Raw genomic sequence first — 25,290 nt, forward strand, 5'->3', positions numbered from 1 at the left:
CGGGGCTAGAATCGCTCCAAGCAGCAGTGGAACAGGCGGGACAACCATGACAGTAATGCGCAGGCGCCGACGGTTCCGTCCGTTGGCCATCGGGCTGCTCGGGGCGTTATTGCCTCTGGCCCTCTCTTCCACGGCACAGACGCCCGCGCCCACCGCTTACGCGCTGCAGCCGGCGACCGTCGCGCAGTCGCCCACCGCCCCGCTTCCGTATCGCACCGCGTTGCCGGCCAGCAGCGTGTTGGCGCCGGCCGCCGGCTTCGACGTGGCGGCGTTCGAATCGATGGCCGACCAGTTGACCTACGGCAACCGCGTGCCCGGCATGGCGATGGCCATCGTGCAGGGCGGCAAGGTGCTCAGCGCGCGCGGCTATGGCGTCACCGACGTCAATCACCCGCAACCGGTCGATGCGCATACCGTGTTCCGCCTGGCGTCGCTGTCCAAGGCCTTCGCCGGCACCATGGCTGGCCTGCTGGTCAACGATGGCGTATTGCGTTGGGACAGCAAGGTGGTCGACTACGTGCCCGGCTTCCAGCTGAGCGACAACGTCGCCACACGGCAGCTCACCGTCGCCGAGGTGCTCAGTCATCGTGTCGGCCTGACCCGCAATGCCTACGACCGCGATATCGAATCCAATGTCGACTACTACTCGCTGAGCCACAAGCTGGCCGCCGCGCCGCTGCGGTGCGCGCCGGGCGATTGCTATGCGTATCAGAACGTCGCCTTCAGTCTGGTCGGTGACGTGGTCTTCGCCGCCTCAGGCAGTTTCTACGAGCAATCGGTAGAACGCCGCATCTTCAAGCCGCTCGGCATGAACGATGCCAGCATGGGGCTGGCCGGCATCCAGGCCAGCCCGCATTGGGCGCGCCCGCACGTGCGCAGCCGCAACGGCTGGGTGTCGCTGACGCCCAAGCCCACCTACTACCGGCTTGCGCCTGCTGCCGGCGTCAATGCCAGCGCCAGCGACATGGCGCAGTGGCTGCTCGCACACACCGGCCATCGCACCGACGTGTTGCCTGCGCCACTGCTGGCGACACTGCATGCACCGCTGATCTCCACGCCGGGCGAAATGCGTTCGGGCTGGCGCCATGAGCGCGTGGACGCGGCCAGCTATGCGCTGGGCTGGCGCGTATTCGACTACGCGGGTCATCAGGTGATCTTCCATGCAGGTGCGGTGCAGGGCTACCGCGGCCTGGTTGCGTTGCTGCCCGAGCGCGATGTCGGCATCGCCATCCTGTGGAATGGCGAAAGCGGCCTGCCGTCGGGCATGCTGCCGACCATCCTGGACCGCGCACTCGGTTTGCCGGCCAAGCGTTGGCTGGATGTCGATGTGGACGGCGATTTCGGCAGCGAGAACATGCTGGCAGAGAAGGCCGACCCGGCTGGCAAGGGTGCGTCGTCCGGCAAGTCGGTGGCATCGCCGCGCTGAGTTCGGCGCGCCGGTACCGACTCCTCGGTGCATGCATCAACACAGGCGGCCAAGGCCGCCTGTGTCGTTTCTGAACACTGAGGTCTGTGGCTGGTTTGAACGCCCTGGCGCCAGGCGTGTGCTTGGCAGCGTGCATGGCACCAACGCTGCAGCGGGCTACTGCATCTGGGCAGCACTGTTGGGCTGCATCCGTCGTCGTTGCAGGTGACGGGCGGATGCGGTGGCTGGACAGCGGATCGACGCGAGAGGTGCAGCCGCCGTCAGGCTGCTGCAGGCGTCATTGCTGGATCCGCGGCACCCTGCACCACAACGTGTCGGACCAAGAGCGGCTGACAACACGCAGCGAACCGTCGTCGGGTGGGTGTGGACGGCGCACTCAGAACCGCAGTGTAAGCGTGGCCCATGCCGCATCAGTACCGGCCGCGTTCGCCGTGCGATGAGCACAATCGTTTTGTTCGCTGCTCTAAATCATCTGGCTGTCGCGTGGTCGAGAGACCGGAGCCGGGCACTGCGACGGCGGCGAACTGTCGTTGCATCCGGCAAACCGACGGCGCAGGGAATCGGACTGGACAAGTGGTGGCCGAACAATCCTTCGGGAACGCCGATACCGATATCGGTACGGATTGGAAGCATCGCCGCCTCGACGAAAGTGCAGCCTTGGGTGATGCATCGGACGCGTCAATGCGTCGTGCAAGACTGCCTTCTTGAGAAGCTCTCGCCATTGGCGCTGGCGTTATCGGCAAGGCTACAGCTCCAGACCGTGCCACCTCGCGAACCGCGTCGCCTCGATGGCGGCCGGTATCCGCGCACTGCATCGGACGTGGTCGCGGTGTCGCGCAATAAAAAAGCTCCCTCCCCGCTGGGCGTCGGGGAGAGAGCTCGATGTTTACGGCGATCGGGTGTTGCAGATCAGATCAGCGGTGCCGGAGTTGCAGGCAGCGCGACCGGAGCGGCCTTCTTCTTGCGAGCGGCCGGCTTCTTCTTGGCGACCTTCTTCACAGCAGTCTTCTTGGTAGCAGCCTTCTTGGTGGCGGACTTCTTGGTCGCCTTCTTCGCGACTGCCTTTTTGGCAGTCTTCTTCACTGCTTTCTTGGCGGCTTTCTTGACGGCCTTTTTGGCGGCAGTCTTCTTGGTCGCCTTCTTTGCGGTCTTCTTCACTGCCTTCTTGGCGGCAGTCTTCTTGGTTGCCTTCTTGGCAGTCTTCTTCACTGCTTTCTTGGCGGTTGCCTTCTTTGCGGTCTTCTTGACGGCCTTCTTGGCAGCAGTCTTCTTCACTGCCTTCTTGGCCGTTGCCTTCTTAGCGACCTTCTTGGTCGCCTTCTTGGCGGCGGTCTTCTTCACTGCCTTTTTGGCGGTGGGTTTCTTTTTCGCAGCTTTTTTAGTGGCCATGTAATTGGCTCCTCGTCAGTGAACTATGGAGGTGAAACGCCCAGTTGAACCAAACCCCGCGCCGGCATGCCGTCGTCGGGTACCGTCCGCAGGTAATGCGCGACGGGACGGATACAGAAACACCCGCATCGAACGGCGACACGGGTGCGTAGTCGAAACGACAACTGCTTTTCTGGAGAGAAGCGAACCCGACTCCACCATTGAGCGTACTTCGGTGGACGTCTTGAACAAGCGTGTCGGCTCGATGTCGATTCTGCTCACTCTCTTTCGCAGCGATGTCTGCTGGGCGAAACCTAATCACGCTTTTTTTTACTGTCAACACTCTTTTGCAATTTTTTTTCAGTCGACCATCGCCATGTTCGCCATCGAGGTCCGGCAAGCACACCGCGCGAGGGCAGTTGCGCGGGCTCGTCGCGCACGCGCGCACAACAGCGTTTTCGAAAAAGCACTTCTTTTCCGCTGTTTTTTTAAAACACTCTAGATCCGCAAGCCGACGATTGCGATCACGCTGCGACGAGGCGCTACGCGTTGCGGCATCGTCTGCCGCCTGTCCGCCAGCTGAAAATTTTTTATCCGGCAACTCCACTTCCGGCGTCGCACAAGCAGAAATGCGCAAACTTATTGCGCTCTTTGATCGCCATGCACGTGCGCTTGCGCATCGCCGAGCGCATGTCGCACGACGTCGATCGGTCGTCGGCGCACGTTGCGCGCGTCGATTTTTTTCACCGAGCACGCGCCAGACCCTCACGAGCGACTCACGTCAGAAATCCGACGCACCGGCATGCAGGTGGTGTCGCGTGGCGATCAGCCGGACACGGACGCCACCGCGCGCATCGCATCACGTCACCGCCAACCACCTTGCAGGCGTGAGATCGTCAGCAGGTGCAAGCGACTGCCCTCGCCCATCCGATCACAATCTCCTGCGCACACCAAACCGCGTCGCCGGCAGCGCAGCAAAAAAATGGCCGCTCTGAGAGCGGCCATCGGTGCGCAGCAGGGACGACGGACTCAGTGGTCGTCGTCTTCCAGCAGCTCGGCGTAGTCGTCGGGCGACAGTAGATCGTTGAGCTGTTCCTTGTCGTCGAGTTCGACGACGAAGATCCAGCCCTCGCCGTAGGCGTCTTCATTGATGGTCTCCGGCTTGTCGCTCAACGCGCTGTTGACCTCGACCACGGTGCCGCTGACCGGGCTATAGACATCGGACGCGGCCTTGACCGACTCGACCACCGCCGCGCCGTTGCCGACCTGCACGGTGTCGCCGACGCTCGGCAGCTCGACGTAGACCAGGTCGCCCAGCAAGCCCTGCGCGTGGTCGGAAATACCGACAGTCACGCGGCCGCTGCTTTCGACGCGGGCCCACTCGTGGGATTTGAGGAACTTGAGGTCGCCAGGAATCTCGCTCATGGGTGTGCTCCGGGGAAACTGGGGTTGGGGACAGGTGGTTAGTTTAGACCGCGCGACAAGACAGGTGAACGCGTGTCGGTATGGCTGGGTTGCATGCGGTGACAGGATGCCGGCCACTACGACCGGCATCCTGCGATTCATTCGCCAAGGACGCCGGGCTGCGCCTGGCCGTCGCGCACGAACGGAAACTTCACCGCGCGCAACGGCACCTGCTTGCCGCGAATATCCACGCGCAGGTCGTCGATGCTGCCGGCCGGCACGCGTGCGAATGCGATCGCCTTGCCCAGCGTCGGCGAGAAGGTGCCGGACAGAATCTCGCCTTCGCCGCTGGCGGTGAACACGCGCTGGCCGTGGCGCAGCACGCCCTTCTCGTCCATCACCACGCCGATCAGTTGACGCGGCGCGCCCTGCGCCTTTTGCGCTTCGAGCACGGCGCGGCCGATGAAGTCGCGGCCTTCGTCCAGGGTGATCGTCCACGCCAACGCAGCCTCATAAGGAGTGACCGCGTCGTCCATGTCCTGCCCATAGAGATTCATGCCCGCTTCCAGACGCAGCGTGTCGCGCGCGCCCAGACCGGCCGGCTTGACGCCCTGCGCGAGCAACGCATTCCAGAACGCGACCGCCGCGTCCTGCGGCAACACGATTTCGAAACCGTCTTCGCCGGTGTAACCGGTGCGCGCAACAAACAGGTCGATGCCATCGCGCGAGCGCGTCTGCAGCGCGGCGAAACGGCCGAGCTTGCTCGCTGCCGTGACGTCGGCCGGATCCAGCAGTTCGATGACCTTGGCGCGCGCGTTGGGGCCCTGCACGGCGATCATCGCGAAGTCGGCGCGCTCTTCCACGCGCACCTCGAAGCGTGTGGCCTGTTCGCCGATCCACTGCAGATCCTTTTCGCGGGTGGCGGCGTTGACCACCAGACGGAAGAAGTCTTCAGTCATGAAATAGACGATGAGGTCGTCGATCACCCCGCCCTGCGGATTGAGCATGCAGGTGTACAGCGCCTTGCCGGACACCTTGAGCTTGTCCACCGAGTTGGCGAGCAGGTAGAGCAGGAACTCGCGCGCGCGCGCGCCGTGCAGGTCGACCACGGTCATGTGGCTGACGTCGAACATGCCGGCGTCGCGACGCACCTGATGGTGTTCGTCCAGCTGCGAGCCATAGTGGATCGGCATGTCCCAACCGCCGAAGTCGACCATCTTGGCGCCGAGCGCACGATGGGTGTCGTTGAGGATGGTCTTCTGGGTCATGGGCGCCGGTCCAAGGAAAAGATGCCCATTATCGCTGCCCGGCCGTCGTTGCGGGTAACCGCATCGCTGCGCAGACACAGCGCTGACCGAACGACGCGCACCGGCCAACGCACGCCGCGCTGCAGCAATGAGCGACCGAATCGCACGCCCTGCCCTGCCGATCAGCTGCTGGCTTGCACCAGCAAGGTCATGCCATCGACGCCGACGATGCGCACCGGTGCACCGGCGGGCAGATCCGGACCGCTGACCACCCAGAACGCATCGTCGACCTTGGCACGACCTCGGCCGTCATGGATGGCTTGATCGAGCAGCACGCGACGGCCGATCAATTGCTCGGCACGTCTGTTGAGCAAGGGGCGATCGCTCTGCCGCCCCTTGCCGCGGAACCAGGTGCGATAGACCTGCACCGACACAAAGCTGAGCACGACGAACGCCACGATCTGTACCAGCAGCGACATGCCCGGCAACGCCAGCACGAGCACGCAGACGGCGGCGGCGGCAATCCCCATCCACAGCAGGAACGCACCGGGCGCCAGCGTCTCTGCGGCGATCAATAGCAGCGCCAGCACCGCCCAGATCACAACGTCCCAGCGCATGGCTCAGCCCCCCGCGCGCGGCGGCATCGGCGGCACGCGTACGGCTGGCGCGTCGGGCTTGCCCATCGCTTCCTTGGCCAGTTCGGCGATGCCGGCGAGCGAGCCGATGATGCCGCTGGACTCCATCGGCATCAGCACGAACTTCTGGTTGGGCGCGGTGGCCAGTGCCTTGAACGCCTCCACATACTTTTGTGCGACGAAGTAATTGATTGCCTGCACGCTGCCGTTGGCGATCGCATCGGACACTACCTGGGTGGCGCGGGCTTCGGCCTCGGCCAGACGCTCGCGCGCCTCGGCGTCGCGGAAGGCGGCTTCCCTGCGGCCTTCGGCTTCGAGCACGGCGGCCTGCTTTTCGCCCTCGGCGCGCAGGATCTCCGATTGACGCGAGCCTTCGGCTTCCAGAATCTGCGCGCGCTTTTCGCGCTCGGCCTTCATCTGCCGCGCCATCGAGTCGATCAGATCGCGCGGCGGCTGGATGTCGCGGATTTCGATTCGCGTGACCTTGATGCCCCATGGGTTGGTGGCCTGGTCCACCACGCTCAGCAACTGCGCATTGATGGTTTCGCGCTGGCTCAGCGATTCGTCCAGATCCATCGAGCCGATCACGGTACGGATATTGGTTTGCACCAGCGCGATGCTGGCGATCTCCAGATTGGAGACTTCATAGGCGGCCTTGGCGGCATCCAGCACCTGGAAGAACACCACGCCGTCCACGCGCACCACCGCATTGTCCTTGGTGATGACGTCCTGGCTGGGGACGTCCAGCACCTGTTCCATCATGTTGATTTTGCGGCCCACGCCGTAGACCACCGGCACCAGAAAGTGCAGACCCGGACTCAGGGTGTGGGTATAGCGGCCGAAGCGCTCCACCGTCCACTGAAATCCCTGCGGCACCATGCGCACGGTCTTGAACAACACGATGACGCCAGCGACCAGAACGGCCATGGCCAAAAACGAAGTCGGAAACATGTGCATCCCCTTGCATGTGACGAGTCGATCCTTGCAGCAGTATGCACCCGCACTGCCCGTCGCCGGCTCGGGGATGCCGTGCAGGAATGCGCTCGCATCCATTGCCGTATCGGGCGGCAAGCGCCTTGGCGCACGCGGATCACACGACCGCCAGGCTCAGACGTTGCGCGGGGCGAACATGATGACGGCCATGCCGAGCAGACAGCAGGCGGCGCCGAGCAGATCCCACCGCGTCGGAGTGATGCGGTCCACCCACCACAACCACAGTAAGGCGCTGGCGATATAGACCCCGCCATAGGCGGCATACACGCGTCCGCTGGCAGCCGGATGCAGACTCAACAGCCACACGAAGATCGCAAGGCTCAGTGCGCTGGGCAGCAGCAGCCACGCGCTGCCGCCTTTGCGTAGCCATAGATAAGGAAGGTAGCAGCCGACCAGTTCGGCCACGGCGGTGGCGACGAACAGCAACAGTGTGGTCAGCGCGGCGCTCATGCGCCGGGCACGGCGCCGGCATCCGGCACCGCGGCGGCGGATTCGTCGCGCTTGACCTGTTGCCACAGCGCTTCCTGGGCGCTCAGCGACAACCCATCCAGGGTGGTGCCCTGCGAGTGCGCATGGGCTTCCATCGCACGGAAGCGCCGTTCGAATTTCAGATTGGCATGCCGGAGCGCGGCGCCCACATCGACCTTGGCGTGTCGGGCGAGATTGGCGCAGACGAACAGTACATCGCCCAGTTCGTCTTCGAGGCGCGCCTGATTGTCGGCTACCGGGCCGCGGGCGAATTCCACCCGCAGCTCTTCGATTTCTTCCTGCAGTTTTTCCAGCACCGGCGCCGGACCAGGCCAATCAAAGCCCACCCGCGCCGCGCGCGACTGCAACTTGGTGGAGCGCTGCCACTCGGGCAGCCCGCGCGCGATGCCGGCCAGTGCAGAGTCGTCCTGGTGTCCCGCGGCGCGGCGTTCTTCGCGTTTGATCTGGTCCCAGTTGGCGCTCACCGCCTGCGCATCGTCCGCCGCCTGCGCCGCGAACACATGCGGGTGCCGACGCACAAGCTTGTCGCTGAGTGTGGCGACCACGTCGGCGAAGTCGAACGCACCCTGTTCGGACGCCATCTGCGCATGGAAGACCACCTGCAGCAGCAGGTCGCCCAACTCGTCGCGCAGCCCGGGCAGGTCATTGCGATCGATCGCGTCGGCGACCTCGTAGGCTTCTTCGATGGTGTACGGCGCGATGGTGGCGAAGCTCTGCTCCACATCCCAGGGGCAACCGTGCTCACGGTCGCGCAGGCGCGCCATCAACTGCAGCAGGCGGTGGATATCGCCGGTGGGCGGAGTCTGGAGCATGGTGTGTTCCTGGAGCGATGTTGGAAGGCGCATCCCCGGCGAGAGCGCTGACGCATGGCGGCATTGCGCATGGCAGCAGACAACGCACGCGATGCCGCTGCAGTGTACCGGTCAGCCAATCAGCACCTTGCGCATCCGCGTTGCCCGGCGTGCGACACGCAAACGGCAGGCAGCACACGGCAGGCGGGCATGCTCAGGCCAGCCAATCGCGCCAAGGCAGGCTGGGATCGCCCAGCGCGATGAAATCGCCATTGAGCAAGGTGTCGCGGCGGTTGTAGCGGAACGGCTTGCCGGAACCGCCGGCCAGCAGCACACCGCCGGCGGCGTGCAGCACGCACTGGCCGGCCGCGGTGTCCCATTCGGAGGTGGGGCCGAAGCGCGGATAGACATCCAGGTCGCCTTCGGCGATGCGGCAGAACTTCAACGACGAGCCCTGCGCCACCACATCGATCTCCCCCATGCGCTCCAGCGCGGCCGCAGTGCGCGCGTCGCGATGCGAGCGGCTGGCAGCGACCCGCAAGGGTGTGGCGGCCGGTGTGCGGGTGTGCAGCATCTCGTCGCGGTCGCCGTCGCGGCGGAATGCGTTCTCGCCGCGTGCGGCGTACCAGACCCGGCCATCGACCGGCGCCTGCACCACGCCCAGCACCGGCGCGCCCATGTGGATGAGGGCGATGTTGACGCTGAACTCGCCGTTGCGTTTGACGAACTCGCGGGTGCCATCCAGCGGATCGACCAGCCAGTAGCTGGTCCAGTACTGCCGCTCTTCCCAGGCCACGTGCGCGGATTCTTCCGACAGCACCGGCACGTCGGGCGTGACCCGGCGCAGGCCATCGACGATGACGCGATTGGCGGCCAGGTCGGCCTGGGTCAACGGACTGGCGTCGTCCTTGATCTCCACCGCGAAGTCCTGCGCGTACACCTGCATGATGGCCTCACCCGCTTCGCGAGCAATAGCGATCACGGTTTCGCGCAGTTCCATCGGGATACGGATCATGGGTTGCGCTCCAGCCACTCGCGCGCAATGAACAAGGCGGCCAGCGAGCGGCCTTCGGAGAAATCGTCGCGCAACATCAATTCGTCCAGACGGGCGATTGGCCAGGGCACCACTTCCATCTCTTCCGGCTCATCGCCGACCAGGCGCTCGGGGTAGAGGTCGCGTGCCAGCACCAACCAGGATTGGTGACTCATATAAGTAGGAGCGAGCGTCATCGCGCGCAGCACCTGAACCTGGCGCGCGCCGTAGCCGGCTTCTTCCTTGAGTTCGCGGTCGGCCGCCTGCTCCGGCGTCTCGCCGGCATCGATGCGCCCCTTGACCAGACCCAGCTCGTAGCGGTGCACGCCGGCGGCGTACTCGCGCACCAGCAGCACGGTGGTCGCGTCGAGCATCGGCACCACGACCACGGCACCGTGGCCCTGGCTGAGTTGCCGTTCGTAGAGACGGCGCTGCCCGTTGGAAAACTCCAGATCCAGTTGCTGGCGACGGAACGGCCCGTCGCCCAGATCGGTGATCTTGTGGATGGTCGGCAGACGCGGGCTCATGCGTGGCACGCAGCCGCGGAGCGGACCGATAGAATAGGCAGATGCATCGACATGTTCATGAGCCCGAAATCCTAGCAGACCCTGCAGCCTCCGAAGCTGCCGAACATTGGCGGCAACGCGATCTTGCGGTGCTGTGGCACCCGTGCACGCAGATGCGCGAGCATCCGCACACGCTTCCGCTGGTCCCAATCGCCGGTGGCCAGGGGGCGTGGCTGATCGGTCACGATGGCCGTCGCTATCTGGACGCGGTCAGCAGCTGGTGGACCAACCTGTTCGGCCATGCCGAGCCGCGTATCGGCGCGGCCATCGCGCAGCAGGCCGGTACCCTGGAGCAGGTGATGCTGGCCGGCTTCACCCACGCGCCGGCAGTGCAGCTGGCCGAGCGCCTGCTGGCCATTGCGCCGCGCCAGCCCGACCGCGCACCGCTGTCCAAGGTGTTCTATGCCGACAACGGCTCGGCCGGCGTCGAAGTGGCCTTGAAGATGGCCTTCCATTATTTCCACAACCGTGGCGAGCATCGCCGCACGCGCTTCATCGCATTGGAAAACGGGTATCACGGCGAAACCATCGGCGCGCTGTCGGTGGGCGACATTCCGTTGTATCGGCGCGTGTATGCACCGCTGTTGTTGCAATCGCTGTTTGCACCGTCGCCCGACGCCTACCTGGCCGAGCCGGGCCAAAGTGCGGAGGACTACGCACTGCAGGCGGCCGACGCGCTGCAGGCATTGTTCGAACAATCGCCCGGCGAAATCTGCGCCTTGATTCTGGAGCCACGTGTGCAATGCGCCGGCGGCATGCGCATGTATCACCCGGCGTATCTGCGCCGCGCACGCGCATTGTGCGATGCGCATGGCGCGTTTCTGATCGCCGACGAGATCGCCACCGGCTTCGGACGCACCGGCACCCTGTTCGCGTGCGAACAGGCTGGCGTGATGCCCGATCTGCTGTGCCTGTCCAAGGGACTGACTGGCGGCTTCCTGCCGCTGTCGGCGGTACTGGCCACGCAGCAGTTGTACGACGCGTTTCTGGACGATTCGCGCGAGCGTGCGTTTCTGCATTCGCACAGCTATACCGGCAACCCGCTGGCGTGCGCGGCGGCATTGGCGACGTTGCAGATCTTCGCGGACGACGACGTGATTGCGCGCAACCAGCACACCGCCGCGCGCATGAACGCCCTCGCTGCGCAGATCGGCGAGCATAGCGCGGTGGCGGACGTGCGCCAGGCCGGCATGATCGTGGCCTTCGAGCTGACCCAGGGCGGCGACAAACGCACCCCCTTCCCCGCCGCGGCACGGGTTGGATTGAAGGCGTATCGCGCGGCGCTGGAACGCGGCGTGGTGCTGCGCCCGCTGGGCGACGTGCTGTACTGGATGCCGCCGTATTGTGTGGATGAGGCGCAACTGGCCTTGCTTGCCGCGACCACCCGTCACGCCATCGACGAGGCCGTCGCATGCGCCTGACCCGGTCCCATGTTGCGTTGCCGCTGCAGTGCGACCAGGAAGTGACCCTGCCCGAAGAGTCCGCCAATCATCTGCTGCGCGTGTTGCGCCTGCGCGAGGGCGATGCCTGCATCCTGTTCAACGGCGATGGCAGCGACTACCACGCGCGGATCACCGTGGCTGGCAAGCGCGAAGCGCGTGCGCTGGTCGAGCGTGCGGAAGCGCTGTCCAACGAATCGCCCTTACGCATCACGCTGCTCCAGGGCATCGCACGCGGCGAAAAAATGGACTTGATCCTGCAGAAAGCCACCGAGTTGGGCGTGACCGCCATCGTGCCGGTCAACGCCGAGCGCACCGAGGTCAAGCTCGATGCAGCGCGCACGGAAAAACGCATCGCGCATTGGCGCAGTGTGGTGGTGTCGGCCTGCGAACAATCCGGCCGCGCACGCGTGCCGACCGTCGCCGCGCCGCAGGGCTTGCAAGAGGCCGCGCAGGCCAGCGACCCGCAGGCGCGACGGCTGACCCTGGACCCGCAGGGCGAGCATCGCCTGTCCACCCTGAGTGCCGATGTCGAGCAGGGGCTCATCGTGGCGATCGGGCCGGAAGGCGGCTGGTCGCCACGCGACCGCGCCACGCTGGCCGCTGCCGGTTTCACCGGCCTGCAATTAGGCCCACGCATCCTGCGCACCGAGACCGCCGGCCTGGCCGCCATCGCGGCATTGCAGGCGCGGTTCGGGGACCTGTAGGTTCGAGGACTTGCAGGACATCGCGGCTGCTGATGCGCAGTGCAGGTAGTGTCGCGCCTCGTGTGACCGGACGATTGGCGACCCGCACGGTGGTCAGCAACCCACGTAGGAGTGCACCCGGGCGCGAGAAGCGTTACCGGTAACGCCCTGTCGCGCCCAGGTGCGCTCCTACGGTGTGCGGCGATGCGATTGCCGATAGAGGCCCGAGACAGCACGACTGGAGTTACTGCAAAAACGCACGACGCCCGACCAAGGCGTAGGAGCGCACCCGGGCGCGAGGGTGCCTTACCGGTAAAGCCCTATTGCGCCCAGGTGCGCTCCTACGGTGTGTCGTGCGTCAGCGACCGTGTTGCAGAAACCAGCTGGCTGCGCCGATGACGCCGAGCTGGCCGTGTTCGACGATGCTGACCGGCACCTGCTCCAGCGCGGGCCGCAGCGTGCCCTTGTCGAGCAGGCGGGCGGTGAAGTCGCTGGCGGCAATGAATTCGGCAATCTGCGGCAGGAATCCGCCAGCCAGATAGACACCGCTACGGATGCCGTAGAGCAGCATCATGTCGCCGACCACGCTGCCCATGAACCCGCAGAACGCCTGCAACGCGTCGCGCGCGAGCACGTCGTTAGCGGCCAATGCGGCGGCGGTGACATCGGCCGGGCCGTGATGCACGGCAGGCTCGCCACGCAGCGCGGCCAATGCGGTGTAGAGGTTCAACAGGCCAGGACCGGACAACAAGGTTTCGGTGCCCACATGCGTGCGCGTGCGACGCAGTTCCTGCAGCAAGGCCACTTCCAGATCGCTGGCGGCGGCAAGCGCGGCGTGGCCGGCTTCGGTCGGCAGCACCATCGGGTGGGCGCCGTTGGGAATCCACACCGCCGCACCCAGCCCGGTTCCCGGACCGAGGACCAAGGCCGGGCCGGGCGCGCCCTGAGCGGGGCCGGACAGCTGCATGACCTGATTGCCGGTCATGTAATTGGCCGCGTAAGCGACCGCTTCGAAATCGTTGACCAGATGCAGCGCCTGCATGCCGAGCTGGCGGCGAATCTGTTCCGGCGCCAGCACCCACGGCAGGTTCGCGGTGATCACGCTACCGTCTTCCAGCGCATACCCGGCACTGGCGATCACGCCGCGACGTACCGGCGCGCATCCCATCTCGGCAAAGAACGCGGACATGATCTCGGCCAGGCCCGGGTAATCGGCGCAGCGGTACTTGCGATAGTCCAGCACCGTGACCGGCTTGCGCGTATCGGTACTTGCGCAGACCAGCGCCAGGCGCACATGCGTCCCTCCCACGTCTGCGGCAACGAAGGTGTCGGGGCGCGGAAAGGCCACCGCTTCCATTGGGCTGCTTGCGCTCACGCATTCTCCTGATAAGTGGCAGCGGGCTGGCATCATGTCCCGTTGTCCGACGAACGGCAGCGGGTAGACAACGTTGTCAGTAATCGCCCTGTAACGCAACTCTGGCGACGACGCTCAGGGCATTCTCCCGCACTGCCCATCATCCACGAAAAATCCGCACGCATCACGGAGATTTCCGCACAAAATCCGAGCGCCCGCTGGCGAAACGCCGCCCAGCCATTGAGGGCGCCAATTGCGGATGCGTAGCACACCCCCATGTGTGCGCATGCTCCCAATTACTTCCGCAACCACGTCGCAGAAATGCTGCATTGCAACGCAATCGCAGCCACATCAGAGATCTGTGACGATGTGTTGACAACGCTGTCAGCGCTACGCGAGACTCGATCCAAATCGAGGTTCTGGCAGGAGGGGCCAGCAACTGTTCGGTACTGAAGAACGGCGCTTCCCTCGCCTGTCGGCCCAGATTCGCGAGTCGTCCGTCGCCAGACGTTCGACTCGCCGATGTCGCATTCGCTTCACCGCTTCACCACACGGGGGACACCTCCTCTACCACGCGAATCGACGCCACCTGCTGCCATTGCGGAGCGACGGAGTGCGATCACCGCGATCGGTCAGGGCGTGTTGTTTTGCCGGCCACGCCGAGCGCGTGACGCCATTGATGGCGGCGCGCTCACAGCACTAACCAATGAGGTTTAGCCATGCACAGCCGCACCACGACGTTAGCACTCTGTATCACCGCCGCTCTGTACTGCTCCGGCTCTGCAATGGCTGCCGGACAAGAACAACAAGCCCCGGCTGGCAGCACGCCGTCGGCCACCACCGAGTTGGATACGATCACCGTCACCGGTTACCGCGCCTCGCTGGAAAAGAGCCAGGCGGTCAAGCGCTCGGCCAACTCCATCGTCGATGCGATCAGCGCCGAAGACATCGGCAAGTTCCCGGACATCAATGCGGCCGAATCGCTGTCGCACCTGCCGGGCATCAGCGTCGACCGCCAGTTCGGCGAAGGCGAAAAGGTCAGCATCAACGGCACCGACCCGGCGTTGAACCGCGTGCTGCTCAACGGCCAGACCATCGCGTCGGGCGACTGGGGCGGCAACCCCACCGACACCAGCGGCCGTACCTTCAACTACACCCTGCTGTCGCCGGAAATCATCGGCCTGATGGAGGTCTACAAGACCCCTGAAGCGCGCATCGACGAAGGCTCGATCGGCGGCACCGTGATCGTGCACACCCGCAAGCCACTGGACCTGCCCAAGAACACCATTCGCGGTTCGGTCGGCTACAACTACAACGACCGGTCCGAAGAAGGCAATCCGCGCGGTTCGGCGCTGTGGAGCTGGAAGAACGACGACGAAACCTTCGGCGCGTTGATCTCCGCCACGCACGACAAGCAGGACCTGGCACGTGCCGGTATCGAGTACTTCGGCTACACCACCGGCGCCGGCATTCCGCCGACGGCCACCATCACCGGCGACGGCAGCGATGTGGCCACCGCACGTGTGCCGGCCGGTATCAGCAGCGCGTTCTTCCAGCAGACCCGCGAGCGCAGCGGCCTGCAGGGTGCGTTGCAGTGGAAGCCCAACGAGCAGAACGAGTTCAACCTGACCGGTCTGTACATCAAGGGCAAGTACAACAACTTCAGCCAGGCGCGTTATGTGTGCCCGGCCTGTAACGACGACCGCCAGAAGATCACCCAGGCCAATGTGCAGAACGGCGTGGTGACCTCGGCCACGGTCAGCGATGGCGCAGCCGGTCAGCCGTACGCGCAGCTGGATGCCAACTACCGCGAGAGCACCGTCACCACCAAGAGCCTGAACCTGCGTCACGACTGGTCCGGCGAGAAGTGGGTATTCACCACCCAGGCCGGCTACACCGAGGCCACAGGCGGCAAGAACCCCGAATACCTGATGAAGTACCTGATGCAGGACGGTGGCTACAACTACGCGTTCGACGGCCGCAATACGTCGGTCAACTACGACAACGGCGGCGCCTCCAACTGGGCACTGCCGGGCAACCCCGCCGGCCTGGCGCCGGGCCAGGAAGGCAATATCCCGGGCACCACCACCGGCATCATGCAGGCCGGCGGTATCGCTTACCAGAAGAGCAAGGACGACGAAAAGTACTTCCAGTGGGATGCCGCGCGCGACCTGGAATGGGGCCCGTTCACCAAGCTGCAGTTCGGCTACAAGTACATCAACCACAACAACGGCGTCGACGCGCGCGGTAACCGCATCAACACCACCGACCCGGTGTCGCTGACGCAGTTCAACCCAGGCACCACACCCAGCAGCCTGTACGACGGCCTGGGTGCCAGCGGCGACTTGACCACCTGGCCAACCGCCAACCTGGGCGCCGTGCGCAGCTACTTGCTGTCGCAGCCGCAGGGCCCGTACCGCACCGATTTTGGCGCGTCGTTCGACGTCAAGGAAATCACTCAGAACGTCTACACGCAGTTGAACTACGAGACCGGCAAGTGGCGCGGTAACGTCGGCGTGCGCTTGGTCGACACCACCGACAAGTCGCAGTTCTGGCAGAGCAATGACGGCGGCACCAGCTTCCAGCGCGTGGCCGAAACCAATGACTACCGCAAGGCGCTGCCGAGCTTCAACCTAGCCTACGACATCACCGACGACACCGTGCTGCGCTTCTCGGCCGCCAAGGTCATCGCCCGTCCGCGTTACGCCGATCTGGCAGGTACGTTCACTGTCAACAGCGGTAACGGCAACCTGACCGCCAACGGCGGCAACCCGGATCTGAAGCCGTACGAGTCCACCAACTACGATCTGGCGGCCGAATGGTACTTCGCGCCGTCCAGCATGCTGTCCGGGGAAGTGTTCTACCGCGACATCAGTTCCTACATCGTCAACACCACGGTCACCCAGCAGCTGAATCCGGCACCGCCGGCCATCGCTGGCCTGTACCAGGTGACCACACCGGTCAATGTGTCCGATGCCAAGGTCAAGGGTGTGTCGGTCAATTACCAGCAGAGCTTCGGGCTGGGCTTCGGTTTGCAGGCCAACTACACGTTTGCCGAGTCCGATTCCAGCTCTGGTCTGAATCTGCCGTATCTGTCGCGCGATACCTACAACGTGATCCCGTACTGGGAACACGGCGACTGGACGGTGCGTGTGAACTACAGCTACCGCTCGAAGTACTTCACCCAGATCGGTCGGCTGGAGTCGCGTGACTTTGCAGATGCCTACAAGCAGCTGGATTTGAACGCCTCGTACCAGATCACCGACTACATGGGCATCACTTTCGGCGCGACCAACCTGCTGGATTCCACCTACCGGGTCTTCAGCAACACCCGCGATACCCCAACGGCGTTCTACAAGAACGGCCGCGGCTATCAGGCCCAGCTCAACTTCAAGTTCTGATGTAGCACCGGCGCGCCACCGACCCTCCACGGCGGCGCGCTTTTTTTTGACCTGTGCGTTGCATGCAATACACAGCTCGATGTTGTACCAGGGAGTGGTACTGGCCACGCCCCTTCGCGGGTGAGGGAGCATGGCCAGGCCCGCTTTTGCCATCCACGTGCCGGCTGCGCTGCAACCGGCATGTCTCGCTTGAAGGAGTGCAGTTCCCATGACGACCGATAGCCGCATCCATGCGGCTCCATCCCGCCGCCACACCGGAGCTGCACCCAGAACGCGAATGCTCGCGCTCGGTCTGCTGCTGGCGTTGCCTGCTGCCACGCTCAGCGCGCAATCGCCCACTGCGGCCACGGCCACCACACTCAGCCCCGAGGTCATCGACCAGCAGTGGCTCGATGCCACCGCCAAGTACGCGCCCGAACGCGAGCGGCTGGTGCGCGAAGCCGAAGCCGGCGCGCGCAAGGGCCCGTTCCGCCCCGATTGGGCTGCGCTGAAGGCGTATCAATCGCCTGCGTGGTACGACAATGCCAAGTTCGGCATCTTCATCCATTGGGGCGTGTTCTCGGTGCCGGCGTTCGGCAGCGAGTGGTATTCGCGCAACATGTATCTGCAAGGCTCGAAGGAATTCGCCCATCACGTGGCGACCTACGGCCCGCAAGCGACCAGCGGCTACAAGGATCTGATTCCCAAGTTCACCGCACCCAAGTTCGACCCCACTGGCTGGGCCAAGCTGTTCCGGCAATCCGGCGCGCGCTACGTGGTGCCGGTGGCCGAACACCACGACGGCTTTGCGCTGTACGACTCCAAGTTGTCGGACTGGACCGCAATGAAGATGGGGCCCAAGCGCGACCTGCTGGGCGAGCTGTCCACCGCAATCCGTGCGCAAGGCCTGCACTTCGGTTTGTCGTCGCACCGCGCCGAACACAACTGGTTCTTCGATGGCGGGCGCACCTTCGATTCGGACGTCAACGACCCGCGCTATGCAGCGCTGTACGGCCCGGCGCAGGTGCGCCTTCCGGGCAAGGACGATGGCGATGTCGCCAACGACTGGACGCCGGTGTCGCAGGCCTGGCTGGACGACTGGCTGGCGCGCACCACCGAGTTGATCGATACCTATCAACCGGACCTGATCTATTTCGATTGGTGGATTGCCCACCCAACGTTCCGGCGCAGCCTGCCAACGATGCTGGCGTACTACTACAACCAGGGCGCGGCACGCACCGAGGCCGATCGTGGCGTGGTGGTCAACTACAAGCTGGGCGCCTTCCCCGAAGGCGCCGGCACGCTGGATATCGAACGCGGCCAGCTCACCGGCATCCACCCCACCCATTGGCAGACCGATACCTCGGTCAGCAATGCATCGTGGGGCTACATCGAAAACGACACCTATAAATCGCCCACTTTCATCATCCACATGCTGGCCGATGTGGTGGCCAAGAACGGCAACCTGATGCTCAACATCGGCCCGCGTGCCGATGGCTCGATCCCCGACACCGAGCGCGGCATCCTGCTGGCGATCGGCAAGTGGCTCAAGACCAACGGCGGCGCGATCTACGACAGCAAGCCGTGGCGCGTATATGGCGAAGGCCCGACCGAAGTGGTGGGCGGCACCTTCCAGGACGTCAAGACCAAGCCGTATACGTCCGACGATTTCCGCTTCACCACCCGCGCTGGCGCGCTGTATGCGATCGAGCTGGGTTGGCCGACCGATGGCGAGGCGGTGATCCGCTCGCTCACGCCCACCGATGGCGTGCGCGGGGTCACTTTGCTGGCCAACGGCAAGAAGATCCCGTTCGAACAACGCGCCGATGGCCTGCATCTGCGTCTCCCCGTAAAGCCGGTTGGCGAGAGCGCGTACGTGTTCCGCATCGACCTTTCTTCCCCTACTCCCTGACGGATGTTGTCCTCCATGAGCAAACGATTGACCTGGATGTTGCTTGCGCTGGCACTGGCCTGCGCCCCGGCCCTGGCCAAGAACCCCACGGCGTTGTTCTATCTGATGAACACGCAGAAATCGACCAACTCGTTCATTGCCAACGTCGACAAAATCGATGTGGTGGTGCCGACCTGGTATGGCGTGGATCAGAATGGCCTGGTCAACGGCACGCCCAATATGTACCTGTACGACATCGCCAAGCAGAAGAAGCTGCGGGTGATGCCGATCCTGTCGATGACCACCGGCCGCGACGGCTTCCACAAGCTGATGCACGACGAGGCGGCCAAGAAGCGCATGATCGAATCGCTGCTGATCCACGGCAAGCAGCACAAGTACTACGGCTTCCAGTTCGATTTCGAGAACATCGCCTGGACCGATCGCGACGCCTACACCTTGATGGTGAAGCAGACCGCCGATGCGCTGCACAAGGCCGGTTTCAAAATGTCGGTGGCGGTGGTGCCCAATGCACCGGGCCACGCCGAAGGCGGCCAGTTTTCCAAGTGGATGTGGGAATACTGGCGCGGTGCGTATGACCTGAAGGCGCTGGGCCAGGCGGCGGATCTGATCAGCATCATGACCTACGACCAGCACACCCGCTGGACCACGCCCGGCCCGGTCGATGGCATGGTGTGGATGAAGAAGCATCTGGATTACGCAATCACCCAGGTACCGAAAGAAAAGCTCTCGCTGGGCATCGCCACCTATGGCTACCGCTGGTTCACCGGCAACCCGGTGAAGGAAGACGGCACCGAGGCGTCGAACATTTCCGCGACCTATATCGATGCCGACGAATCCTTCCCGCTGGCGATCGAACAGAACGCCACCGTGCAATGGGATCCGGTCGAACAGGAATCGTGGTTCTACTTCTACCGCGACGATATGCGCGAGTGGGTGTTCCGCCCGGACGCGCGCAGCTTCAAGGCACGCTACGAGATGGCCAAGCAATACGGTCTGGAAGGCTTCAGCTGCTGGGTGCTGGGCGCCGAAGACCCGAAGGTGTGGGACGAGCTGCCGACCGCGCAGCGCTGATCCCTGTTGCATGCCTGGCGCACGCCGATGAAGCGTGCGCCAGTGCCTGTGTGAGTCGCTGCGGCTTTGCTACTGTGCGTGGCTGCCGCGCATCGCGCTCATCGGTATGACCGAGCGATGGTGTCGATGCGATATGGTGGTGTTCCATTTGGCTGCGCGCATGCAACCGCGCAGCGACACGCTCTCCGCTATTTCGGGATGTGATTGCATGATGTCCAACACCAGCCGTACGCCACGCATGTTGTTGTCGAGGGCGCTGTTGTTGGACATGCCGTCAGGCGAGAAGCCGTTATCGATGCAGTTGCCGTCGCGGTTGCTTGCACTGTCGTTGGCCGCACTGGCGCTCACCGGTTGCGGCAAACGCGACTTAGGCACGGCAGCGGCAGCGGTCAGTGCAGGCGCTAATGCGGCATCACCTTCCACAACTGCGCCGCTGCCGCTGATTCCCGCTCCGGTGGAGGCCAAGCGCAACGCCGGCAGTTTCAGCGTGGGCACCGGCACGGTGATCTCGATCGTTGCAGGCGACGCCGATGCGCGTCGCAGCGCCGAGTATCTTGCCGGCCTGCTCAAGCGCACACGTGGGCTTGCACTGGAAGTGCGTGCAGAAGCCACGCCCTCGCCGGCCAGCATCCGCCTGGAACGCAATGCGCAGGCAGCGGTGACGCAGAAAGAAGGCTATCGCCTGGATGTGGACGCCACCGGTATCCACATTGCCGCGCGCGATGGCGCCGGCCTGTTTTATGGCGCAATCAGCGCCTGGCAATTGATGACCCCGGATGCGCGCAAGGGCGCGGTGGCGGTGCCCGGCGTCAGTATCCGCGACTGGCCGCGCTTTGGCTGGCGTGGTCAACATCTGGACGTGGCGCGCCACTTCCACGACGTGGATACCGTCAAGCATGTGCTCGATGCGATGGCGGTGCACAAGCTCAATGTGCTGCATTGGCATCTCACCGATGACCAGGGCTGGCGCATCGAAATCAAGCGTTACCCCAAACTCACCGAGGTCGGTGCTTGGCGCACGCCACCGGGTGCCGGCAGACACGGCACACCGGAGCGTTCCGGCGGCTTTTACACGCAAGAGCAGATCAGCGAAATCGTCGCGTATGCGGCGCGCCTGCACATCACCGTGCTGCCCGAGCTGGACATGCCCGGCCATGCGCAGGCGGCGGTTGCCGCCTACCCGGAAGAGGTGGGCGTCCCCGGCGTGCGCACCCAGGTGGGCGTGGACTGGGGCGTCAACCCGTATCTGTTCAACACCAGCGAACGCAGCCTGAGTTTCATCACCAATGTGCTGGATGAAGTGCTGACGTTGTTCCCGTCCAGCTACATCCACATCGGTGGCGATGAGGCGGTCAAGGATCAATGGGAGGCCTCGCCGGCGGTGCGCGCGCAGATGCGCAAGCTGGGCGTCAAGGATGCCCATGCCATGCAAGGCTGGTTCAACGAACAGCTGGCGCAGTATCTGACTGCGCACGGCCGGCGCATGATCGGCTGGGACGAGATTCTGGAAGGCGGCGTGCCGGCCAGTGCGTCGGTGATGTCGTGGCGTGGCGTCGAAGGTGCGGTCACCGCCGCCAGACAGGGACACGATGTGGTGCTTGCGCCCGGCAACTGGCTGTATCTGGATAACCTGCAGACCACGCGTAGCGACGAGCCCAATGGCCGTCTGACGGTGTTGCCATTGTCGAAGGTGTACGCGTTCGATCCGGTCCCGAGCGACCTCACCGCCGAGCAGGCCAGGCATGTGTTGGGCGCGCAAGGCGCGTTGTGGTCCGAATACCTCCCCTCGCGCTTGCACGTGGATCACGCGCTGTTCCCGCGTCTGTCGGCGGTAGCGGAGATGACCTGGTCGCCGCCGAACGCACGCGAGTGGAAAAACTTTCTGGTGCGGTTGCCGGCGCAATTGCAGCGCTACAAGGCACTGGACATCGCCTACAGCGACGGCGCATTTGCTGCCGATATCGCGCTGGAAAACGGCCCCAACCCGGTGCTCGCCGGCAGCCCGGCCAAGGTAGCGCTGAGCACGCAGACTGGCGCAGGCGCACTGCACTACACCGTGGACGGCAGCGACCCTAGCCCCGCATCGCCGCGCTATGAGGCGCCGTTTACGATCAACCTGCCGACCACGGTCAAGGCCACCGCTTTCACCGCCGACGGCGCGCCGCTGGCGGCCACGCGCAGCCGCACCTTCGACCGTGCATCGCTGTTGCGCGTGGACACGCAAGGCCTGCGCGATTGCGTGGAGACCGGCGCGCTCGGCCTGCGCCTGCCGTTGCTGCCGGAGATGACCGGCGCCGATACACCGGTTTACAACGTCGATCTGTTCCATGCCTGCCGGCTGTATCCGCAGGCACGCCTGGATGGCATCGGCGCGATCCGCATCGAGGCCGCGCGCCTGCCCAACAACTTCGGCCTGGCGCATGAGCAATCCAAGGTGGTGCAGTACCCGGCCAAGACCCGCGGCGGCGAGCTGGAAGTGCGCCAGGGTTGCGACGGCGAACTGATCGCCAGCGTGCAACTGCCCAAGAGCGACACCCTGGGCGAACAATTCACCCTGGAAACGCCGTTGCCTGCACGCACCGGCACCCACGATCTGTGCCTGCGCTTCACTGCGCCGATTCGCGGCCCGTTGTATGCCATCGGCGCCGTCCAACTGATTGAAACCACCGCGCAGGCGCCCCCCGCCGCCACGCGCTGATCCATCCAAGGAGACTCACCCATGCCCCTGTCGCACCGCACTGCCCCCGCACTGTCCCCGCTCACCCCCGCCCGGCTCGGGCTTGCCCTGACCTTTGCACTTTCGCAGGCCTGGGCGGCACCGCCCACGGCAGTGACCCTGGACAGCGGCTGGCAGGTGCGCCTGGCACCGGGGCAGGAACAGGCCAAGACCTATCCCAAGGCGGCCAGCTGGATGCCGGCGCAGGTGCCGGGCGTGGTGCAGACCGATCTGATCGCCGCCAAGGTGGTGCCGGACCCGTTCCTGCGCGACAACGAGGGCAAGATCCAGTGGGCCGGCTTGAGCGATTGGCAATACCAGACCCGCTTCAACGTGGATGCGGCCACGCTCAAGCGCGCGCATGTGGAACTGGTGTTCGATGGCCTGGACACGCTGGCCGAGGTCACCCTCAACGGCAAGAAGCAGCTCAGCGCCGACAACATGTTCCGGCAGTGGCGCGTGGACGCCAAATCGCTGCTCAAGCGCGGCGACAACGTGCTGGAAATCACCTTCTTCTCGCCGATCAAGAAGATCCAGCCGTGGCTGGCCAAGCAGCCATATGCGCTGCCGGGCGCCTACGATTCGGCGTTCGGCGATGAGCCGGATGGACGCCACAGTTCCACCTACGTGCGCAAGGCGCCGTATAGCTACGGCTGGGACTGGGGCCCGCGCATGGTCAATGCCGGCATCTGGAAAGACGTGCGCGTGGAAGCATGGGATGCCGTGCGCGTGGACGGCTTGCATATCGCCCAGCAGCGCGTGGACGCCGACAGCGCGCAATTGCAGGCGCAGCTGGAACTGCAGGCCGGCCGCAGCGGCCCGGTGCAGGTGGCGCTGGATGTGCTGGGTCCGGATGGACAAAAGGTCGGCCAGTTCATGCAAGACGCGGTGATCGACCCGGGCCAGAACCGCATCGATCTCGCAGTGCGGATTGCCAAGCCCAAGCGTTGGTTCCCGGCCGGCTACGGCGCACAGGACCGCTACACCTTCGTGGCCACCGTGCGCGATGCCGATGGCGACAGCCAGCAGATCAAGCGCGTCACCGGCCTGCGTTCGGTGGAGCTGCGCCGCGAAAAGGACACGTGGGGCAAGAGCATGGAGATCGTGATCAACGGTATCCCGATCTTCGCCAAGGGCGCCAACCTGATCCCGCTGGATGCGTTTCCCTCGCGCGTCAGCCAGGAGCGCATGCGCAGCACCTTGCAGGATGCGCGCGATGCCAACATGAATATGCTGCGCATGTGGGGCGGCGGGCATTACCAGGACGATCACTTCTACGAGGTGGCCGACGAGCTGGGCATCATGATCTGGCAGGACTTCATGTTCGGTGGCGCGGTGCCGCCATACGACGTGGAGTTCCGCGAAAACACGCGGCAGGAGGCGATCGAACAGGTCAAGCGCCTGCGCGACCACCCCAGCATCGTGTTGTGGTGCGGCAACAACGAAGTGCAGACCGGCTGGGAAAACTGGGGCGATCGGGTCAAGTTCAAGCAGTCGGTGGATCCGGAAGAACGCACCCGCATCGAGCGCGGCATGACCACGCTGTTCGGCACCGTGTTTCGCGAAGTGGTGGCCACCTACGATAACGATGTGCCGTACTGGGCCACCTCGCCGGGCACCGATTTCGACGGCGGCGCCGACCAGGCTAACGATGGCGACATGCATTACTGGAAAGTGTGGGGCGGCCCGGCCCTGCCGGTGACCGAATACCTCAACGTCACCCCGCGTTTCATGTCCGAATACGGCCTGCAGTCGTTCCCGGACATGCGCACCGTGCGTGTGTTTGCCGATGCCGCCGACATGGACCCGGAATCGCCGGTGATGCGCGCGCATCAGAAGTTCGACAAGGGCAATGGCAACAAGCGGCTGATGCTGTACATCCGCCGCGAGTTCGGCGAGCCCAAGGACTTCGAAAGCTTCGTGTATCTGAGCCAGTTGATGCAGGCCGAAGGCATCAACCTGGCCGCCTCGCATCTGCGCGCCTCGCGTCCGCAATCGATGGGCTCGCTGTATTGGCAGCTCAACGATGTGTGGCCGGGTGCGTCGTGGTCCAGCGTGGACTACTACGGCCGCTGGAAGGCGCTGCACTACCACGCGCGTCGCTTCTATGCGCCGGAGATGATCGCCGCGCTGCGTAACGACAAGGGTCAGACGGAAGTGTCGTTGGTGTCGGACCGCACCACGCCGCTGGATGCGCGTTGGCGCATGCGGGTGATGAGCATGGACGGCAAGGTGCTGAGCAAGCGCGAGCAAAAGGCCAGCGTCAAACCACTGAGCAGCCTGCAGGTGGGCAACTTCAGCGATGCGCAATTGCTGGGCAAGTCAGACCCGAAGCGCAGCTATGCGGTGTTCGAGTTGTTCGATGGCGAGAAGCTGTTGTCGCGCGAAGTGGTGTTCTTCGCGCCGGCCAAGCAGCTGGCGTTGCCGACCGCCAAGATCGACAGCCAATGGCGCGCCGATGGCGATGGCTACGCGCTGACCGTGCGCAGCGACACGCTGGCGCGCGAGGTGTGGTTGTCGTTCGGCGATCTGGAAGTGAACGTGGCCGACAACGCCTTCGACCTGTTGCCGGGCGAGCCGCTGACGGTGCACGTCTCCAGCAAGCTGCCGCTGGCGCAGGTGCAGGCCGCGCTGCAGGTGCGCGACCTGGCCAGCACGCTGGCCGGTGCGCCGCCGGAGCCGGCCGAATCCAAATAATGCGGCCCTCATCCGCCCTGCGGGCACCTTCTCCCGCAGGGCGGGAGAAGGAATCTCTGGCGATTGCAGGGCGATCAACTGCA

Annotated in this window: 19 protein-coding genes and 1 other RNA gene; 9 read left to right on the forward strand and 11 right to left on the reverse strand. The window is 64.6% G+C overall.

What is annotated here, in order from left to right; all coding sequences use genetic code 11:
* The first annotated feature begins 46 nt into the window (after nucleotides 1–46).
* Entirely contained in the window at nucleotides 47–1,426 is a 1,380-nt protein-coding gene (locus ACCQ06_RS16085; RefSeq protein WP_104616730.1) for a serine hydrolase domain-containing protein, read from the forward strand.
* Between the two features lie 327 nt (nucleotides 1,427–1,753).
* On the opposite strand, the gene ACCQ06_RS16090 is transcribed toward ACCQ06_RS16085, so the two are convergent.
* Both ACCQ06_RS16090 and ACCQ06_RS16095 read right to left on the reverse strand, forming a co-directional pair.
* Nucleotides 1,754–1,830: non-coding RNA, sX9 sRNA (locus ACCQ06_RS16090), on the reverse strand.
* Between the two features lie 505 nt (nucleotides 1,831–2,335).
* Entirely contained in the window at nucleotides 2,336–2,815 is a 480-nt protein-coding gene (locus tag ACCQ06_RS16095; protein ID WP_316687231.1) for a hypothetical protein, read from the reverse strand.
* Nucleotides 2,816–3,038: 223 nt separating this feature from the next.
* Here ACCQ06_RS16095 and ACCQ06_RS16100 point away from each other — a divergent pair, with 223 nt between their 5' ends.
* Nucleotides 3,039–3,296 (forward strand): hypothetical protein, encoded by a 258-nt coding sequence (locus ACCQ06_RS16100; RefSeq protein ID WP_316687233.1) that lies wholly within the window; start codon nucleotides 3,039–3,041, stop codon nucleotides 3,294–3,296.
* 527 nt (nucleotides 3,297–3,823) lie between these two features.
* Here ACCQ06_RS16100 and gcvH read toward each other — a convergent pair.
* The 8 genes from gcvH to nudE form a co-directional block, all read right to left on the reverse strand.
* On the reverse strand, nucleotides 3,824–4,219 hold the full coding sequence (gene gcvH, locus ACCQ06_RS16105) for a glycine cleavage system protein GcvH (protein WP_104616727.1): 396 nt from the start codon (nucleotides 4,217–4,219) through the stop codon (nucleotides 3,824–3,826).
* Between the two features lie 137 nt (nucleotides 4,220–4,356).
* Nucleotides 4,357–5,466, reverse strand: coding sequence for a glycine cleavage system aminomethyltransferase GcvT (gene gcvT / locus ACCQ06_RS16110; RefSeq protein WP_316687236.1), 1,110 nt, complete (start codon nucleotides 5,464–5,466; stop codon nucleotides 4,357–4,359).
* A gap of 161 nt (nucleotides 5,467–5,627) precedes the next feature.
* On the reverse strand, nucleotides 5,628–6,062 hold the full coding sequence (locus ACCQ06_RS16115) for an NfeD family protein (RefSeq protein ID WP_104616725.1): 435 nt from the start codon (nucleotides 6,060–6,062) through the stop codon (nucleotides 5,628–5,630).
* 3 nt (nucleotides 6,063–6,065) lie between these two features.
* Complete coding sequence (locus ACCQ06_RS16120; RefSeq protein WP_316687239.1) at nucleotides 6,066–7,031, reverse strand: SPFH domain-containing protein; 966 nt, start codon at nucleotides 7,029–7,031, stop codon at nucleotides 6,066–6,068.
* A gap of 156 nt (nucleotides 7,032–7,187) precedes the next feature.
* Nucleotides 7,188–7,523, reverse strand: coding sequence for a YnfA family protein (locus ACCQ06_RS16125; protein WP_104616724.1), 336 nt, complete (start codon nucleotides 7,521–7,523; stop codon nucleotides 7,188–7,190).
* Entirely contained in the window at nucleotides 7,520–8,374 is an 855-nt protein-coding gene (gene mazG, locus ACCQ06_RS16130; protein WP_316687242.1) for a nucleoside triphosphate pyrophosphohydrolase, read from the reverse strand. Before mazG ends, ACCQ06_RS16125 begins: the two co-directional genes overlap by 4 nt.
* 193 nt (nucleotides 8,375–8,567) lie before the next feature.
* Nucleotides 8,568–9,368: a 3'(2'),5'-bisphosphate nucleotidase CysQ gene (gene cysQ, locus ACCQ06_RS16135; RefSeq protein WP_104616722.1), complete on the reverse strand. Its 801-nt coding sequence runs from the start codon at nucleotides 9,366–9,368 to the stop codon at nucleotides 8,568–8,570.
* Nucleotides 9,365–9,913 carry an ADP compounds hydrolase NudE gene (gene nudE, locus ACCQ06_RS16140; protein WP_055849296.1) on the reverse strand — a complete coding sequence of 183 codons (549 nt, stop codon included), beginning with the start codon at nucleotides 9,911–9,913 and terminating at the stop codon, nucleotides 9,365–9,367. The genes cysQ and nudE overlap by 4 nt, the downstream gene beginning before the upstream one ends.
* A 41-nt stretch (nucleotides 9,914–9,954) precedes the next feature.
* Here nudE and bioA point away from each other — a divergent pair, with 41 nt between their 5' ends.
* On the forward strand, nucleotides 9,955–11,373 hold the full coding sequence (gene bioA / locus ACCQ06_RS16145) for an adenosylmethionine--8-amino-7-oxononanoate transaminase (protein ID WP_228324219.1): 1,419 nt from the start codon (nucleotides 9,955–9,957) through the stop codon (nucleotides 11,371–11,373).
* Nucleotides 11,364–12,098, forward strand: a complete 735-nt coding sequence (locus ACCQ06_RS16150) for a 16S rRNA (uracil(1498)-N(3))-methyltransferase (protein WP_228324218.1) — start codon at nucleotides 11,364–11,366, stop codon at nucleotides 12,096–12,098. Before bioA ends, ACCQ06_RS16150 begins: the two co-directional genes overlap by 10 nt.
* Nucleotides 12,099–12,435: 337 nt before the next feature.
* Here the strand turns inward: ACCQ06_RS16150 and ACCQ06_RS16155 are convergent, their stop codons facing one another.
* Nucleotides 12,436–13,434: a glucokinase family protein gene (locus ACCQ06_RS16155; RefSeq protein WP_228324270.1), complete on the reverse strand. Its 999-nt coding sequence runs from the start codon at nucleotides 13,432–13,434 to the stop codon at nucleotides 12,436–12,438.
* Between the two features lie 716 nt (nucleotides 13,435–14,150).
* On the opposite strand from ACCQ06_RS16155, the gene ACCQ06_RS16160 reads away from it, so the two are divergent.
* From ACCQ06_RS16160 to ACCQ06_RS16180, 5 genes are all read left to right on the forward strand, one after another.
* Nucleotides 14,151–16,832, forward strand: coding sequence for a TonB-dependent receptor (locus ACCQ06_RS16160; RefSeq protein WP_104616717.1), 2,682 nt, complete (start codon nucleotides 14,151–14,153; stop codon nucleotides 16,830–16,832).
* A 208-nt stretch (nucleotides 16,833–17,040) separates the two neighbouring features.
* On the forward strand, nucleotides 17,041–18,723 hold the full coding sequence (locus ACCQ06_RS16165) for an alpha-L-fucosidase (protein ID WP_316687251.1): 1,683 nt from the start codon (nucleotides 17,041–17,043) through the stop codon (nucleotides 18,721–18,723).
* Between the two features lie 3 nt (nucleotides 18,724–18,726).
* Nucleotides 18,727–19,794: a glycosyl hydrolase family 18 protein gene (locus ACCQ06_RS16170; RefSeq protein ID WP_228324216.1), complete on the forward strand. Its 1,068-nt coding sequence runs from the start codon at nucleotides 18,727–18,729 to the stop codon at nucleotides 19,792–19,794.
* A 208-nt stretch (nucleotides 19,795–20,002) separates the two neighbouring features.
* On the forward strand, nucleotides 20,003–22,492 hold the full coding sequence (locus ACCQ06_RS16175; RefSeq protein ID WP_372364395.1) for a family 20 glycosylhydrolase: 2,490 nt from the start codon (nucleotides 20,003–20,005) through the stop codon (nucleotides 22,490–22,492).
* A 21-nt stretch (nucleotides 22,493–22,513) separates the two neighbouring features.
* Nucleotides 22,514–25,207 carry a beta-mannosidase gene (locus ACCQ06_RS16180; protein WP_316687255.1) on the forward strand — a complete coding sequence of 898 codons (2,694 nt, stop codon included), beginning with the start codon at nucleotides 22,514–22,516 and terminating at the stop codon, nucleotides 25,205–25,207.
* Nucleotides 25,208–25,290: the final 83 nt, after the last annotated feature.

Origin of the sequence: Xanthomonas sp. NCPPB 4467 (assembly GCF_041475665.2) — a bacterium.
Lineage (GTDB): Bacteria > Pseudomonadota > Gammaproteobacteria > Xanthomonadales > Xanthomonadaceae > Xanthomonas > Xanthomonas dyei.

Coding starts and splice junctions, on each gene's coding strand:
- ACCQ06_RS16085 (WP_104616730.1), top strand. CDS start 47: ATGACAGTAATGCGCAGGCGCCGACGGTTCCGTCCGTTGGCCATCGGG.
- ACCQ06_RS16095 (WP_316687231.1), bottom strand. CDS start 2,815: ATGGCCACTAAAAAAGCTGCGAAAAAGAAACCCACCGCCAAAAAGGCA.
- gcvH (WP_104616727.1), bottom strand. CDS start 4,219: ATGAGCGAGATTCCTGGCGACCTCAAGTTCCTCAAATCCCACGAGTGG.
- gcvT (WP_316687236.1), bottom strand. CDS start 5,466: ATGACCCAGAAGACCATCCTCAACGACACCCATCGTGCGCTCGGCGCC.
- ACCQ06_RS16115 (WP_104616725.1), bottom strand. CDS start 6,062: ATGCGCTGGGACGTTGTGATCTGGGCGGTGCTGGCGCTGCTATTGATC.
- ACCQ06_RS16120 (WP_316687239.1), bottom strand. CDS start 7,031: ATGTTTCCGACTTCGTTTTTGGCCATGGCCGTTCTGGTCGCTGGCGTC.
- ACCQ06_RS16125 (WP_104616724.1), bottom strand. CDS start 7,523: ATGAGCGCCGCGCTGACCACACTGTTGCTGTTCGTCGCCACCGCCGTG.
- mazG (WP_316687242.1), bottom strand. CDS start 8,374: ATGCTCCAGACTCCGCCCACCGGCGATATCCACCGCCTGCTGCAGTTG.
- cysQ (WP_104616722.1), bottom strand. CDS start 9,368: ATGATCCGTATCCCGATGGAACTGCGCGAAACCGTGATCGCTATTGCT.
- nudE (WP_055849296.1), bottom strand. CDS start 9,913: ATGAGCCCGCGTCTGCCGACCATCCACAAGATCACCGATCTGGGCGAC.
- bioA (WP_228324219.1), top strand. CDS start 9,955: ATGCATCGACATGTTCATGAGCCCGAAATCCTAGCAGACCCTGCAGCC.
- ACCQ06_RS16150 (WP_228324218.1), top strand. CDS start 11,364: ATGCGCCTGACCCGGTCCCATGTTGCGTTGCCGCTGCAGTGCGACCAG.
- ACCQ06_RS16155 (WP_228324270.1), bottom strand. CDS start 13,434: ATGGAAGCGGTGGCCTTTCCGCGCCCCGACACCTTCGTTGCCGCAGAC.
- ACCQ06_RS16160 (WP_104616717.1), top strand. CDS start 14,151: ATGCACAGCCGCACCACGACGTTAGCACTCTGTATCACCGCCGCTCTG.
- ACCQ06_RS16165 (WP_316687251.1), top strand. CDS start 17,041: ATGACGACCGATAGCCGCATCCATGCGGCTCCATCCCGCCGCCACACC.
- ACCQ06_RS16170 (WP_228324216.1), top strand. CDS start 18,727: ATGTTGTCCTCCATGAGCAAACGATTGACCTGGATGTTGCTTGCGCTG.
- ACCQ06_RS16175 (WP_372364395.1), top strand. CDS start 20,003: ATGATGTCCAACACCAGCCGTACGCCACGCATGTTGTTGTCGAGGGCG.
- ACCQ06_RS16180 (WP_316687255.1), top strand. CDS start 22,514: ATGCCCCTGTCGCACCGCACTGCCCCCGCACTGTCCCCGCTCACCCCC.